The following is a 13,536-nucleotide window of genomic DNA, read 5'->3' as shown; positions in this document are numbered from 1 at the left end:
CGAGTAGCCGCCGCGGACCAATCTAACGTATTGGCGGCACGCGGGAAGACGGTCTGGCCGGCTTTTGACGGATTTCGCACGCATACCATCACCGGCCGTCGAAAAGACGCGCGCCGGAAACGCTTTATTCAGCCTTGCCGCTATTCTGCCGGGCAGAATTCCATCATCGCCTGGGCCTCGCTTACCGGCCGGGGGGCGTTGACGTAATATCCCTGGATCTCGTCGCAGGCTTCCTTCTGCAGCAGCGAAAACTGTTCGCTGGTTTCGACGCCCTCGACCGTGATCGCCATGCCGAGCGTCTTGCCGAGGAAAATGATCGCCCGGATCAACGCCAGCGCCTGCTGGTTTTCGGCGATGTCGTCGACGAAGGACTTGTCGATCTTGATCTTGTCGAACGGGAAGCTGCGCAGATAGCTCAGCGAGGAGTAACCGGTGCCGAAATCGTCCATCGAGATGCTGACGCCGTGGAACTTCAGGTCATGGAGCAGCGCCAGCGTCTGGTCACGGTTCTGGATGATGACGCTTTCGGTGATTTCCAGGTCCAGCCGCTCCGGGGGAAGCCCGGCCACAGCCAGCGCCGAAACGATATCGCCGAAGAGATCGGCGCTCTTGAACTGGATGGCGGAAACGTTGACGGAAACCTTCACTCCGTCCGGCCATTGCGCCGCATCCAGGCAGGCCTGGTAAAGCACCCAGCGCCCGAGATCGACGATCAGGCCCATTTCCTCCGCCAGCGGAATGAAGTCGGCAGGCGACACGCGGCCGCGTTGCGGGTGGTTCCAGCGCAACAGCGCTTCCAGCGTCGAGACCTTCTCCCGGTGGAGATCGTAGATCGGCTGGTAATAGAGTTCGAATTCGCCGTTCTGAACCGCCTTGCGCAGATCGGCCTCCAGTTCCCGCCGCGCCTGCTGGCGGGCATCCATCTCCGGCCTGAAATACCGAAGCGTCTTGCGGCCCTCGGATTTGGCGCGCGCCAGCGCCATGCCGGCGCTGCGCAGCAGGATATCGAGCTGGTGTCCGTAGTCCGGCGCGATGACGATGCCGATCGAGGCGCTGAGCAGGATCTGTTTGCCATCGACCGAAAACGGATAACCGAGCTGGTCGATGATGGCGTGGGCGAGATCGCTTGAACTTTCCGGCTGGCCGGACTTCGTCTGGATGATCACGAATTCGTCGGAACCGAGCCGGGCGATCACATCTTGCGGGCCGAGGCATTCGAGGAGCCGTTCGGCGGCGAGCTTCAGCACTTCGTCGCCGGTCGAGGCGCCCATCGTGTCGTTGATCGTCTTGAAGAAATCGAGGTTGAGCTGCAGCAGGGCAAGCTTTTCGCCCTCCTTCAGCCCAGCAAGCCGTTCCTCCAGTTGCTGGCGGAAGGCGAGGCGATTGGCGAGGTTGGTCAACGGATCGCGTAGCGCGATTTCCCGCAACCGGTCGCCGGCCTTTCGCTCCTTTGTCGCATCCTGGTGGATGGCGACACACTGCCCATCCGGCAGGAACGTCAGGACGACATGGATGATCCGACCGTCATCCATTTCCCATTCGCGAAATTCGGTGCGCTGCGGCTGCGCGATTTCGGGCGCTTGCGGCAGGAGGGCGCTGCGCATCCTCTCCTTGCCCTTGACCAGCGGGCGCAAGGTTTCGAAGTTCACCCCCGGTTGGACGCTGGCGGGCGGAAGGTCGAGGTGCTGGCAGAACTGCTTGTTGCAGGCGACAAGCGTACCGTTCCTGTCGAAAAGGCTGATGCCCACAGGCGCATTGTCGAGCACGCTCTGCAACAGGGTATTCCGCGCTTTGGCGGCGGCAAGACGGAGATCGAGGTCTGCCGTCACCGTCTCGTGAACGGAACGCATCGTGTCCATCGCTTCTTCGGCGAGGCGGATTTCCGTCTGGTAGTCGCGGTAGGCCCCGACGACAAGATCCATCAGCCGTTCGGAATCGATCGTGCCGCCGTTGGCGGCGAGGCGCCATTGCTGGCTGAACTGTTGTTCAGGCGAGAGCATCAGTGCATCTTACGAATGCGTAGGATGGCAAGGATCAACGTTATGCGGTACGTACCCCAAATTTAATCGAAACATTTATTATTTTCTCCGCAGATAACAAGATAACGATATCCAAAAAATGCCGTAACTACTGGTTCCTCAAAGAGAAAACAGCATCGAAACAAATGCGATCCGAGGAAATTCCCCCCGTCCAGATTGGGCGAGCGAGGTTAATATTCTGTTGATTCTGTCTTTCTCGCTGCAAGGCTGGACGAAGAATTTCCGCCGGTCAAGAGAAGCTCGCCTTGTGGTCCTGCCAGTCGTCTGCTGGAACTGCATGCCGGCTCAGGCGTTGGGCTTTCACGTCGTGAAACGAGGATCGAGGAAGGATCTCCTGATGAAGAACATTCTCTTGCCGGTGCTGGCGGCCATCGCCTTTGCCGCTCCGGCCTCCGCGCAGCAGACCCAGAACGCCATCGCCAACTTTGTCGGTTCCGATGGCAAAGAGATTGGCCGCGCGGCGCTGACGGGCGCAAGGAACGGCGTGCTGATCGAAGTCGAGGTTTCCAACCTGCCGCCGGACAGCTGGGTGGCCTTTCACGTCCATGAAAACGGCCGCTGCGATGCGGCCTCACATCACGAGAGCGCTGGCGGTCATTTCAATCCGGACAAGAAAGAGCACGGTTTCCTGGCCGCAGAGGGGCAGCATGCCGGCGACATGCCGAACATCTATGTCGGCGCCGATGGCACGGCACGCGCGCATGTCTTCAACAACCTGGTGACGCTGAACGACAAGAATGCCATTCGCGGCAAGGCGCTGATGATCCATGCGCGTTCGGACGATTATCGCAGCCAGCCGTCCGGCGATGCTGGCGACAGACTGGCCTGCGGTGTGATTGAATAGGATCGTTTCGTCAGGAGCCGGTGCGGATTTCCTCCGGCTCCTGGTAGAAGGCCCGCCTGACGGCGCGCCGCACGGCGCCTGTCGTCTCATCCCAGTTTCGGGTGCTTGCCCAGTATCGTAGCGTCAGCGTTACTTTCGATTCTGTAACATCGGCGATGAACGTGTGTGGTGCCGGCGACGTCTCGACATCCACGACCTGCCGGGCGAGTTCGCGGAGTTTTGCCTCAGCATCCTGAAGATCGTCCTTGACGTCGAGCATGATGTTCAGGTCGTGGCGGCGGGTATTTTCACGGCTGTAATTGGTGACTGGCGTGTTCCACAGGGTCGAATTCGGCGCAAGGCGGTAGAGGCCATCTGCCGTGCGCAACTCTGTCGCGAACAAGCCGATTTCCTGGACCGTTCCGGAGACTGTCGAGGTCTCGATATATTCTCCGACCCGGAATGGCCGCAGAACGAGCAGCATGATCCCTGCGGCAATGTTCTGCAGCGTGCCTTGCAAGGCAAGGCCGATGGCGAGACCCGCCGCACCCAACGCCGCGATAATGGACGCTGTCTGGACACCGAACTGCCCCAGAACGGTGATGAAAACGAGGATAAGGACCACATAGCGGATGAGATTGGAGAAAAACCCCGCCAACGTTTCATCGACGCCATGAATGCTGAGCAGACCGCGATGAGCCCAGCGACGCAGCAGACCGGCAAACAGCCAGCCAATGATGAGGATGATGACTGCACCGAGAATCGAGAATGAATAATGCACCGCCAGCGCACTCGCCTGGCTGACGGCTGCGCGCGTGGCAAGGATGAAATCGGTCGCTTCCTGATTCATTGTCCGGCGTATGCTCCAGTCTGTTGATGTTGCAGGAGAACATGGAGCGGCCATCAGGGCCGGTCAACCTCTGGCGCTGGGCCAGCGGAGGCTGCAGCAGGCTTCAGTTCGAAGCAACATCGTCCGATGGCCGAAGCGGAAGGACGAACGGCACGTTGCCATCCGTATCGGCGCCGCGTCCGATGGCGCGTACCGCCGCAACCAGCCGGCCGCCGCGTCCGAGCATGTGGTCGCCGATTTCGACCAGCCGTGCATTCGGTGTGACGTATCGGGAGACCTGCCGGAGCCGGTTTGCCAGCACTGCGTCGTCCTGATCGGGATGCAGGGCAAGAACAGTGATCAGGGCGGCCGCGGGAGAGCGGGAGATACCCATCCAGCAGTGGATCAGCACAGGGGCCGATTGATCCCAGACCCGGGCAAAATCGATGATCTGCTCGACATGGCTTTCCTGCGGCGCCACAAGATTCGCCGTGCCGGCGAACGTGATGTCGTTCATGCCGAGGATGAGATGGCGCGCCTTGTCGATGACGGCGGGCCGGTGAAATTGCTGTCCCTGGGCGAGCAGGCTGACCATCTCCCGGGTCCGGTGCTTGACCGCCATTTCGGCCATCCGGGCGAGGGGGGTGACGACGATCGCTGTCACTTGGCCGTGTCCTTCGTTTCCACCCGTTGCGTTTCGATGGCCGCAAAGCGTCGCAGGAAGAGGCGCTGCGCCTCCACGGCCGGCAGCGGTGCCATCAACAGCATGTCGAGGGTGATACCGCGCGGCTGACCGAAAAATTTGCGGGCTTCTTCCGGCGTAAACCCGGCGAGCTCCGTCGCCTCGAAATAAGCGGCGATGCGGTCGGCCTTCTTGATCTGGGCCTTCAACTCCCTTGAGGCGTGCGGGGGCAGGCCGAAGCGTCGATGGACTGCCTCTTCCAACCGCTTCTCGACGCTCTTGTACCCGCCGCCAACGACGGATTTGAACGGCGAGATCATGTCTCCGATCACGTATTCGGGCGCGTCGTGCAGCAGAGCCATCTGCAATTCGTCAGCCGTCGCCTTGTTGCAGCGGCGAAAGATCTCCTCGACCACCAGCGAATGCTGCGCCACCGAAAAGGCATGGTCGCCGGATGTCTGGCCATTCCAGCGGGCGACGCGGGCAAGGCCGTGGGCGATATCGGAAATCTCCACGTCGAGCGGCGAGGGGTCGAGCAGATCGAGCCGCCGGCCGGAGAGCATGCGTTGCCAGGCGCGCGGCGCCTTTTCCGGTGTCACGCCTGCGCCTCGTCGGTCGAGGCGGGAAAGGAGAGGCCGGTCCATTCGGGCAGCCGCGCTGAAACCGGCACGTCACCGGCAAACACGCCGCTGCCGTCGGCGATCGCTTCGCCGGCACGGTCGATGCGGATGATGGCGAGGCCCTGGTTGCCGACCACCGTGCCGAGCGTGCCGACCGGCTTGCCGCCGGCGGTCAGTTCCGTGCCGGCTGGCGGCAGCGGGCTTTCGGCGGTGATGATTGCCACACGCCGGCGTGCGGTCGAGCGGTGCTGCATGCGCGAGACGACCTCCTGCCCGACATAACATCCTTTGCGGAAAGACAGGCCGCCGTTGAGATCGATCAGCGCATCGTGCGGGAAGGCGTCCTGCAGGGCAAAATCGCTGCCCGAATGGGCGATGCCGGCGCCGATCCGCAGGGCGTCGTAGGCTTCCGCCCCGCCATCGCCATGTTTGCCCGGCCGACGTGTCACCGACTGGCCAGCCTTGGCGAATCGCCCGTCAACGATACCGCCGGCTTCGCCGTCCCAGAAAACGGTGACGCCGTCCCCCGGCTCAGCCGAAAGGTCGACCGCTGCGCGCAACTTGTACATGGCGAGCCGTTTCAACAGGCCGTCCCGCTGGATGGTATCGGTTTCAAGCAGGAAACCGCCCGCATCCCGCCAGATCAGGAAATCGAAGAGGATCTTGCCCTGCGGTGTCAGCAATGCTCCCGGCCGCGCCTCGCCTTCCGGCAGTCCTTCGACGTCGGTGGTGATCAGGCTGTGAAGGAAAGCTTCCGCATCGCTGCCGCCGATCCGGATCAGCGCGCGTTCAGGCAGATAGGCATGTGTCATTGTCTCGGCCCATTCCGGTTCGTCCGGTGAACGAGGTAAGAGGTCGCCGCGGCAACCGCAAGGCTTCGATGCGTCTCAATCGCCGGCGACGAAAAATTTCCACTGGCCATCCGGCGAAATGCCGACACGGTAGAAATTGTATCCGCCGAATTCCAGCATGTCGGAGTAGTCACCGGCGGTGATGATGCGCAGCAGCTCGACCTTTTCAGGCGGCGTCAGCGTCGAAAGGGTCTTTTCGGTGAAATAGGGCCAGACATACATTTCGTCCGGTGTGCCCTGTCCGGTGTGCACGAAACCGGTCGAGATGACGTCGAGCAGAATCGCCAGCACCTCGATGCCTTCCGAATCGCCCGACAGTTCCTTGAGCGCCCGGATCGGGTCGTCGGCGGTGTCGCCGATGGTCACCTGGGTCTGGTTCGGACCCGGGTTCATCAGCGCCCGCAGGCGCTCGATGTCTCCGGAAGCCGCCGCCTCGACGATCAGCTGGCGCATGCGCCGCACCGGCTCGGGCGCCTTGTTGACGTCGTAGAGGACTTCGACAGGCTTGCCGTCGTCCGCCTGGGCGGTCTTGTTCGTCGGGTCGATCAGCGGGTCGGGCTGGGGCAGGCCGTCCGTGGCGCCGGCATCGTCGGCCGGTTCGTCGCCGTCGACGGGAGTCTGGGTGGTATTGTTCTGGGTGGTCGTCTGCCCCGGAACCTGTTTCAGCTCCGACAGGGCAGCTGCCGGCTGCGGCAAGGCGAAAATCAGGCTTGCACTGAAAACACCGGCCAGAAGGCGCGACGTCAGGGCAATACGAGCAGATGTCTTCGCCGAAATCAGCATCGTCACACCCCCATGCCTTACTGCAGGCAACGCTTGGGAGAAAATTCGCCGGCCAGGATACGTTCACGCAGGGAATCGAGCATGGCCTCCGCGCCGTCCTCGCCGTGGATGCGCACGGTCTCGCGCATGGCGAGCACGATTGCCGCATCGGCGATGATTTCCGGCTCGATGCCATCAGCCATGCCGTCAGCCCAGGCTTCGTTCTGGTATTCCAGGGCGGCCTGCATCTTCTCGTGCACGATCATGTCATCGATGTCGTTGAGGCTTGCTTCCATTATTCCATCCTCGAGAGCGTCCGGTCGTTACCGCTCGGTTAACGTCTTAGCAGTCTTTTCTTAAAACGGCACGGGATGCCACGAAAAGAGGTTAACAATTCGCTAATTTCCGAACCGCGCGGTAATTTCTGTGGCCAGTGTTGCACCTTCGATACGGTAGCGTTCTTCTGCCATGACGGCTGCCGGGGTGCAATCGGTATAAACCGACGCGAAGGACCGGTAGCCGCGGTTGAAGGCGGCTGTCAGCACCTCGCGCCGCTTCGGTTCGTTCTGTGTTTCGGCGTCGAGAAGCTGTTGCATCACGGTGCGCCAATCATCCTCCTTGCCCGGGTTGCAGAGCCCGCGCAGGTAATGCACGGAGCCCAGTATTTCCGCCAGGCGGCCGAGCTTGTCGTCATAAGGCGCCGGTTTCTCCTCCGGCAGTGCCGCCGCAGGAGTTTCGGCTTCGGTGGTATTTTTCTGCGCATAGGCTGGCGCCAGGCTGGAGCCGCCACAAAGCAAGAGCGCGCACAGGAGAAAACGAGGATGAATCATGCGCTCAATTGACAGCCAGATCCGGCAGGACGCAAGCGCGGAAGCGCATTTTTCAGGCTTACGTCCGGGCAAGCAGGAGCCTGTCGACGCAATCGATCACGCTTGGCGGAACGGGCAGGGCGCGAATCTCTTCCGCCGTATACCAGCCGAGTTCGGCCGCATCGTCGGCCGCAAGCGCCGTTGCATCCGGCTCGCCGTCGACGAGGAAGACGGACAGGAAAAAATGGCTGCTGACGCTGCCGTCATCGGCCAGCGTCTTCAGGTCGTAGGTGGCAAACAGGCGGGGATTGGAAACAGTGAGGCCGGTTTCTTCCAAAACCTCGCGGATCGCCGTTTCGGCGGGCGTTTCTCCCGGTTCGGCCCTGCCGCCGGGAAAGGCATACATGTCGGCCGCTGGCGGATTGGCCCGCCGCACCAGGAGGTAACGGCCGTCGCGTTCGAGAACGGCGGAAGAGGCGGGCGATGGGCGGGAGGTCATGGCGGCAGGGTCCGTTGATGATGCTGTTCCAGCTATAAATAGTCCCGCCCAAGCCGCCAAGGGTTGGTTTCCGCCCACCGGCCGAATAGGTTTTCGGCAGAAGGGCACCGGGTGATTCCGCCCGCCGGAAGCAGGAGACGTCCAACCCATGTCGCTGGTGATCTATGCCTTTGCCGCCCTGGCCGAGATTGCCGGCTGTTTCGCCTTCTGGGCATGGCTTCGCCTCGACAAGCCGATCTGGTGGCTGGCGCCTGGTGTGGTGGCGCTGGCGGCCTTTGCCTGGCTGCTGACCCTCGTTCCGAGCGAGGCGGCCGGCCGCACCTACGCCGCTTATGGCGGCATCTATATCCTTGCCTCCATCCTCTGGCTCTGGCTCGTCGAGCAGCGCGTGCCGGATCGCTGGGATGTGTCGGGTGCGTTCGTCTGCCTGCTCGGCACCGGCATCATCCTGCTCGGACCGCGCGGCTGACGCCGATCCTTGACCCCCGGGATCGGCGGTGCCAAGTAAGAGCCATGTGTGGACGGTTTGCATTGACGGCAAAACCCGAACTGGTTCGGGAAGCGTTGAACCTCGCCGAACTGGAAGGTTTTCCGGAGCGATACAACATTGCGCCGACGCAGCCGATCCTCGTGGTCGTCGCCGGCGAACGGCAGGAACGTGGCAGCAATTTGCCCGAACGGCGCGCCATGCTGGTGCGCTGGGGTTTCCTGCCCGGCTGGGTAAAGGACCCGCGGGATTTTCCGCTGCTGCTCAATGCCCGGTCCGAGACGGCGGTCGGCAAGGCATCGTTCCGCGCCGCCATGCGCCATCGCCGTATCCTTGTGCCGGCAACGGGGTTTTACGAGTGGCATCGTCCATCGAAGGAAAGCGGCGCAAAGTCCCAAGCCTACTGGATCCGGCCGAAACGGGGCGGCATCGTCGCCTTTGCTGGGCTGATGGAAACCTGGTCTTCCGCCGACGGCTCGGAAGTCGATACCGGCGCGATCCTGACCACGTCGGCGAACCGATCCATGGTTCGCATCCATGATCGCATGCCGGTCGTCATCCAGCCGGAGGATTTTTCTCGCTGGCTCGATTGCAAGACGCAGGAACCGCGTGATGTCGCGGACCTGATGGCGCCGGTGCAGGAGGATTTTTTCGAGGCTGTTCCGGTCTCCGACCTCGTTAACAAGGTGGCCAATAGCGGGCCGGACATTCAAGCGCCGGTTGCCGAGGTTCTGCCGGTCGAGAAAACCAAACCCGCAAAGCCTGATTCGGGCCAGATGAGCCTGTTCTGAAAACATCGACAGCGGCACGGGCGAGACAATCGCGGCCGGACCTATGGTGCGCAGCCGGACCTATCGTGATTCGAGGATGTGTGTATCGTCGGCCGCCCTATCACATGTGGTTCTTATGCGGCCACGGCATGCAGCGGAGCGGCCGGTTGCGCCGCCCTCCGAACCCGCCTTCAGGCGGGTCGCACATCATGGAAAACGCAAGGCGCTGATGCCTGGCGAAAAGCCTGTCAGGCGAACTTCTTCTTCTGCTTCGGCTTCTGCATCAGTGCCGCAGCCAGGACAGCCTTGAGGCCGAGCGGGCGGTAGAGCGAGGCCAGATCGGTCTTCTGCGGCTTACCGGCTTGCGTCTTTCCCGGTGTATTCTTCGGCGCGGTCATTGTCATCTCCTTCACGTGTTTCCTGCCTTTTGTTGTAAGTCTGCGATTCCATCACGGATTCGTGACGAAAGCGAGGCCGCGGAGATCAAATTTAATCAACGTTGACCATATTTCGCGAGAGGGCCGCTTAGCAGGCGTGTTTTAAAGAAGACTTAAAGAAGAGATGCAGGGAGATGCTTTCCCACAGAGAGTTTAGATGCCGCGGTCGAGATCGTCTTCCTTGGTCGCGTCACCTGTCGAATCGGCGTGGACCACATCCTCGATAATAAGGGTGCCATATTTCTTTTTCCACGCATGCGCACCGAAGGGCAGGGTGGCAAGGTAAGCGATGACTGTCAGGGAAAGCACCTGCCAGGTAAAGCTCATCAGCAGGGCGACGTAGATAACCACGGCCAGCATCAGCGGCAGGACGAGGTCGCGCCGGACGCGGCTGCCACCGGATTTTCCCGACCAGACGGGCAGGCGGCTGACCAGCAGCAGGCCGATGATCGCGGTGTAGACGGAAGCGATATAAGCGAAGGTCTGGCTGATCTCGACGCCGAGGAAGCCGATATAGACCGGCAGCAGCACGATCATGGCACCGGCGGGGGCCGGCACGCCGACGAAATATTCCGATTGCCAGGTCGCCTTGGTTTCGCGTTCTTCCATGACGTTGAAGCGCGCCAGGCGCAGGCCGGCGGCAATCGCATAGATCAGCGCGGCGATCCAGCCGATGGAGCGCGCCTGGTCGAGAAGGAAGACATAGAGCACTAGCGCCGGCGCGACGCCAAAATTGACGATGTCGGCGAGCGAATCCATCTGGGCGCCGAATTTCGACGTCGCCTTCATCAGTCTTGCGATGCGTCCGTCGATGCCGTCGAGAAACGCCGCCACCAGCACCATGGCGACGGCAAGTTCATAGCGGCTTTCGAACGCCAGCCGAACGCCCGTCAGGCCCGCACAGATCGCCAGGATGGTGATCAGGTTGGGGATCATCAGCCGCAGCGGAATTTCCCGGAGCCGGGGGCCGCGGGCGGCATCGTTCGGTCCATGCGGTTCGAAAGGCGGAAAAGGCGTGTCCATCGGCGCTTCCTTGCAAGGTTCAGATACGGCGGCTGACGACCGGCCCCTTGGCCGAACCGAATTCGGCAAGCACGGTTTCGCCGGCAATCGCCGTCTGTCCGAGGGAAACCCGCGGTGCGGCGGATGGCGGCAGGAAGACGTCCAGGCGCGAACCGAAGCGGATCAGGCCGAAGCGTTCGCCGGCTTCGAGAGGCTCGTTCACGGCCGACCAGCAGATGATACGGCGGGCGACAAGGCCGGCGATCTGCACCACGCCGATTTCGCCATGGGCGGTGTCGATCACCAGGCCGTTGCGCTCGTTCTCATGGCTCGCCTTGTCGAGTTCGGCGTTGAGGAAGCTGCCTTCCTTGTAGGAGATGTTGCGGATGCGGCCGCGCATCGGCGCACGGTTCACATGGCAGTTGAAGACGTTCATGAACACGGTGATGCGCAGCATCGGCTGGTTGCCGAGGTTCAGTTCATCCGGCGGCGTCACCATCTGGATCGACGAGACGCGGCCGTCGGCCGGGCTGATCACCAGGTCGTCGTCCTGCGGCGTCATGCGCTCGGGATCACGGAAGAAGTAGGCGCACCACAGCGTCAGCACCAGGCCCGCCCAGAACAGCGGTTCCCAGAGCAGGCCGAGCACGACGGAAACCACGAAAAAGGCGGCCACGAACTTCCAGCCGTCCCGATGCACCGGAACGAACGTGCTGCGTATCGTTTTGACCAAACTCATATTCGGGGGTCTCCTGTTGTTCTTATGCTTTGAATCGGAGGTGTCGCTCTTCGGCTTAACCTAGGCAATGGTTTCAAAGCGCCAAGGCTTTTGCGCCATTTTCCCGGTAATGCCCCCGATTTTGGGAGCTATGCAGTAGCGTGAAAAAACAGTGGGAGCAATGCGGCGAGGGCGCGCTGCTACCGTTCAATCGTCGTCCCGGCCTGCTGTGCACGGTAAAAGGACCTGTCGCGAACGAATTGCCGCAGGGGGCATTGCGCGCTGCGTCAATTCGCCGGCGCCTTGCGCACGACAATGCCGAGTTCGTCGTTCTCGCGCACCTGCTTGAGACGTTCTTCCGCCTGCACCGCCTCGCGCTGGCGATCCCACATCGAGGCGTAGAGGCCGCCCTCGCGGAGCATGAGTTCGGCATGCGAGCCGCGTTCCGCTATTTCGCCGCCCTTGAGCACGATGATCTCGTCGGCGCCGATGACGGTGGACAGGCGGTGAGCGATGATCAGCGTCGTGCGGTTCTTGGACACGACGTCGAGGGCGGTCTGGATTTCCCGCTCCGTCGTGGTGTCCAGCGCCGATGTCGCTTCGTCGAGAATGAGGATCGGCGGGGCCTTGAGCACGGTGCGGGCAATCGCCACGCGCTGTTTTTCGCCGCCCGACAGTTTCAGCCCGCGCTCGCCCACCTTGGTATCGTAGCCGTCGGGCAGGTGGCTGATGAACGTGCCGATCTGGGCGATCTCTGCGGCAGCCTTCACCTCTTCCTCGCTCGCCGCGGGGCGGCCGTAGCGGATGTTGTAGGCGATCGTGTCGTTGAACAGCACCGTATCCTGCGGCACCATGCCGATTGCAGAGCGCAGGCTCTTCTGGGTGACGGTGCGGATATCCTGGCCGTCGATGGTGATCGAACCCTGCTGGATATCGTAGAAGCGATAAAGCAGCCGCGAGATCGTCGACTTGCCGGCGCCGGAAGGGCCAACGACGGCAACCGTCTTGCCGGCCGGCACCTCGAAGGAGATGCCCTTCAGGATCGGGCGCTCGGGATCGTAGTGAAACTGCACGTCCTTGAAAACGATGCCGCCCTGGCGGATATCGAGTTCGCGGGCATCCGGCGCATCGTTGATTTCGGCCTCCACTTCGAGCAACTCGAACATCTGTTCGATATCGGTGAGACCCTGGCGGATTTCGCGGTAGACGAAGCCGATGAAGTTGAGCGGCACGGCCAGCTGCAGCAGCATCGAATTGACGAAGACGAAATCGCCGATCGTCTGTTCGCCGCGCTGGACGGCAAGGCCGGACATCACCAGCATGACGGTGGTGCCGAGGCCGAAGATGACGGCCTGGCCGAAGTTGAGCCAGCCAAGCGAGGTCCAGACCTGCGTCGCCGATTTTTCGTAGCGCTCCATCGACACGTCGAAACGGCGGGCTTCCATCTCCTCGTTGCCGAAATACTTGACGGTTTCGAAATTTAAGAGCGAATCGATCGCCTTGGTGTTGGCGTCCGTATCGCTGTCGTTCATCGAGCGGCGAATGGAGATGCGCCAGTCGCTGGCCCGCACCGTGAACCAGATATAGGCCCAGACGGTGACTGCCGTGACGAGAAGATAGGAAAAACCGTAACCCCACCAGAAGATCGCCGCCGTCAGCAGGAATTCGATGAAGGTCGGCACGCTGTTGAGGATGGTGAAGCGGACGATGGTCTCGATGCCCTTGGTGCCGCGTTCGATGATGCGCGACAGGCCGCCCGTCTTGCGTTCGAGATGGAACCGCAGCGAAAGCTGGTGCATGTGCACGAAGGTGCGATAGGCAAGCTGGCGCACGGCATACTGGCCGACCCGGGCAAACAGCGCGTCCCGCAGCTGGTTCAGCCCCTGCTGCAGGATACGCGCGACATTGTAGGCGATGATCAGCGCCGTGGCGCCGAGCATGATGGCCGGCAGGATGCCGGCCGCATCGATCTTGCCGTTCAGGGCATCGGTGGTCCACTTGAAGAAGTAGGGGACTGAGAGCAGGACGACCTTTGCGATGACCAAGAGCACGCTGGCCCAGATCACCCGCGATTTCAGGTCGGGGCGATCCGTCGGCCACATGTAGGGCCAGAGGTTGAGCAGCGTCTGCAAGGGGTTTCTGGAATCCGCCGAAATCGTCTTTTTCTTCGTTGCCATGCGGCCTCCTGGCGACGCCTTGCGTCAAACA

At 61.9% G+C, this 13,536-nt stretch carries 15 protein-coding genes and 1 pseudogene; 3 read left to right on the top strand and 13 right to left on the bottom strand.

Annotated elements, in window-relative coordinates; translation table 11 throughout:
• Positions 1-140: 140 nt before the first annotated feature.
• Positions 141-2,000 (bottom strand): putative bifunctional diguanylate cyclase/phosphodiesterase, encoded by a 1,860-nt coding sequence (locus ACSQ3I_RS20100; protein ID WP_436001760.1) that lies wholly within the window; start codon positions 1,998-2,000, stop codon positions 141-143.
• 376 nt (positions 2,001-2,376) lie between these two features.
• Here ACSQ3I_RS20100 and ACSQ3I_RS20095 point away from each other — a divergent pair, with 376 nt between their 5' ends.
• Positions 2,377-2,883 (top strand): superoxide dismutase family protein, encoded by a 507-nt coding sequence (locus ACSQ3I_RS20095; RefSeq protein ID WP_436001759.1) that lies wholly within the window; start codon positions 2,377-2,379, stop codon positions 2,881-2,883.
• A gap of 10 nt (positions 2,884-2,893) precedes the next feature.
• Here ACSQ3I_RS20095 and ACSQ3I_RS20090 read toward each other — a convergent pair whose 3' ends face one another.
• The 8 genes from ACSQ3I_RS20090 to ACSQ3I_RS20055 all read right to left on the bottom strand — a co-directional run bounded on the left by ACSQ3I_RS20090 (position 2,894) and on the right by ACSQ3I_RS20055 (position 7,914).
• The gene (locus tag ACSQ3I_RS20090; RefSeq protein ID WP_436001758.1) at positions 2,894-3,712 is read right to left on the bottom strand and encodes a mechanosensitive ion channel family protein; all 819 of its coding nucleotides are present in this window, start codon (positions 3,710-3,712) and stop codon (positions 2,894-2,896) included.
• A 103-nt stretch (positions 3,713-3,815) separates the two neighbouring features.
• Positions 3,816-4,355: a tyrosine phosphatase family protein gene (locus tag ACSQ3I_RS20085; protein ID WP_436001757.1), complete on the bottom strand. Its 540-nt coding sequence runs from the start codon at positions 4,353-4,355 to the stop codon at positions 3,816-3,818.
• Complete coding sequence (locus ACSQ3I_RS20080) at positions 4,352-4,936, bottom strand: YfbR-like 5'-deoxynucleotidase (protein WP_436001786.1); 585 nt, start codon at positions 4,934-4,936, stop codon at positions 4,352-4,354. The genes ACSQ3I_RS20085 and ACSQ3I_RS20080 overlap by 4 nt, the downstream gene beginning before the upstream one ends.
• A gap of 32 nt (positions 4,937-4,968) precedes the next feature.
• Positions 4,969-5,805, bottom strand: coding sequence for a CAF17-like 4Fe-4S cluster assembly/insertion protein YgfZ (gene ygfZ / locus ACSQ3I_RS20075; RefSeq protein ID WP_436001756.1), 837 nt, complete (start codon positions 5,803-5,805; stop codon positions 4,969-4,971).
• A gap of 75 nt (positions 5,806-5,880) precedes the next feature.
• On the bottom strand, positions 5,881-6,627 hold the full coding sequence (locus tag ACSQ3I_RS20070) for a hypothetical protein (protein WP_436001755.1): 747 nt from the start codon (positions 6,625-6,627) through the stop codon (positions 5,881-5,883).
• 17 nt (positions 6,628-6,644) lie between these two features.
• Entirely contained in the window at positions 6,645-6,902 is a 258-nt protein-coding gene (locus tag ACSQ3I_RS20065) for a hypothetical protein (RefSeq protein ID WP_165823343.1), read from the bottom strand.
• Between the two features lie 102 nt (positions 6,903-7,004).
• Complete coding sequence (locus ACSQ3I_RS20060) at positions 7,005-7,436, bottom strand: TIGR02301 family protein (protein WP_436001785.1); 432 nt, start codon at positions 7,434-7,436, stop codon at positions 7,005-7,007.
• Between the two features lie 58 nt (positions 7,437-7,494).
• Positions 7,495-7,914, bottom strand: a complete 420-nt coding sequence (locus ACSQ3I_RS20055; RefSeq protein ID WP_436001754.1) for an NUDIX hydrolase — start codon at positions 7,912-7,914, stop codon at positions 7,495-7,497.
• 148 nt (positions 7,915-8,062) lie between these two features.
• On the opposite strand from ACSQ3I_RS20055, the gene ACSQ3I_RS20050 reads away from it, so the two are divergent.
• Both ACSQ3I_RS20050 and ACSQ3I_RS20045 read left to right on the top strand, forming a co-directional pair.
• Entirely contained in the window at positions 8,063-8,383 is a 321-nt protein-coding gene (locus tag ACSQ3I_RS20050) for a YnfA family protein (RefSeq protein ID WP_436001753.1), read from the top strand.
• Positions 8,384-8,427: 44 nt separating this feature from the next.
• Complete coding sequence (locus ACSQ3I_RS20045) at positions 8,428-9,192, top strand: SOS response-associated peptidase (RefSeq protein ID WP_436001752.1); 765 nt, start codon at positions 8,428-8,430, stop codon at positions 9,190-9,192.
• 227 nt (positions 9,193-9,419) lie between these two features.
• Here the strand turns inward: ACSQ3I_RS20045 and ACSQ3I_RS20040 are convergent, their stop codons facing one another.
• The 4 genes and pseudogenes from ACSQ3I_RS20040 to ACSQ3I_RS20025 all read right to left on the bottom strand — a co-directional run bounded on the left by ACSQ3I_RS20040 (position 9,420) and on the right by ACSQ3I_RS20025 (position 13,505).
• Positions 9,420-9,569, bottom strand: a complete 150-nt coding sequence (locus ACSQ3I_RS20040; protein ID WP_436001751.1) for a hypothetical protein — start codon at positions 9,567-9,569, stop codon at positions 9,420-9,422.
• Positions 9,570-9,761: 192 nt separating this feature from the next.
• Entirely contained in the window at positions 9,762-10,631 is an 870-nt protein-coding gene (locus ACSQ3I_RS20035; protein WP_436001750.1) for a CDP-alcohol phosphatidyltransferase family protein, read from the bottom strand.
• Between the two features lie 19 nt (positions 10,632-10,650).
• Positions 10,651-11,352: pseudogene (locus ACSQ3I_RS20030) on the bottom strand (phosphatidylserine decarboxylase); the annotation flags it as partial.
• 263 nt (positions 11,353-11,615) lie between these two features.
• On the bottom strand, positions 11,616-13,505 hold the full coding sequence (locus tag ACSQ3I_RS20025) for an ABCB family ABC transporter ATP-binding protein/permease (protein WP_436001749.1): 1,890 nt from the start codon (positions 13,503-13,505) through the stop codon (positions 11,616-11,618).
• Positions 13,506-13,536: the final 31 nt, after the last annotated feature.

The sequence above is a fragment of the Rhizobium sp. LjRoot30 genome (assembly GCF_964253915.1).
GTDB lineage: Bacteria > Pseudomonadota > Alphaproteobacteria > Rhizobiales > Rhizobiaceae > Metarhizobium.
The sequence above is the reverse complement of the archived record's forward strand: the minus strand, read 5'-3'. Positions and strand labels throughout refer to the sequence as shown.